The 291-nt window shown below is 43.0% G+C and carries 1 protein-coding gene; it reads right to left on the reverse strand.

Annotation, left to right across the window (positions count from 1 at the left end):
• Window positions 1–263 (reverse strand): cell division protein FtsQ/DivIB (locus AAEY72_RS14440; protein WP_352311202.1); only part of this gene is annotated, 263 nt, incomplete at its 3' end.
• Window positions 264–291 lie beyond the last annotated feature (28 nt).

Genomic DNA, 291 nt, shown 5'->3' on the forward strand with positions numbered 1-291 from the left:
AAACGTTGTATCCGTGACATTTTATCTTCTCGCCCAAGCTCAATTTCAATTCCATTTGCTAGTACGGCATGCCAGGCATGGCGTGGGCTTAAGCGTAAACTAGCCAACTTAAACTCGTTTATTGTCAATAAATCATCTAACTGCTGGTAGCTGGTCAATACTTCTATTTCTGTCCCTTCTGGGCCAGATAACTTGGGTAAGGCATCATGTTCTGAATGCGCAAACGCATCAAAAACCTCACCGTTAATATTAAGCCAAGACACTTCGTTCCAATGCGCTACAGCTTGTTGT

The sequence above is a fragment of the Psychrobacter sp. W2-37-MNA-CIBAN-0211 genome (genome assembly GCF_040309405.1).
In the GTDB taxonomy this organism is placed as follows: Bacteria; Pseudomonadota; Gammaproteobacteria; order Pseudomonadales; family Moraxellaceae; genus Psychrobacter; species Psychrobacter glaciei.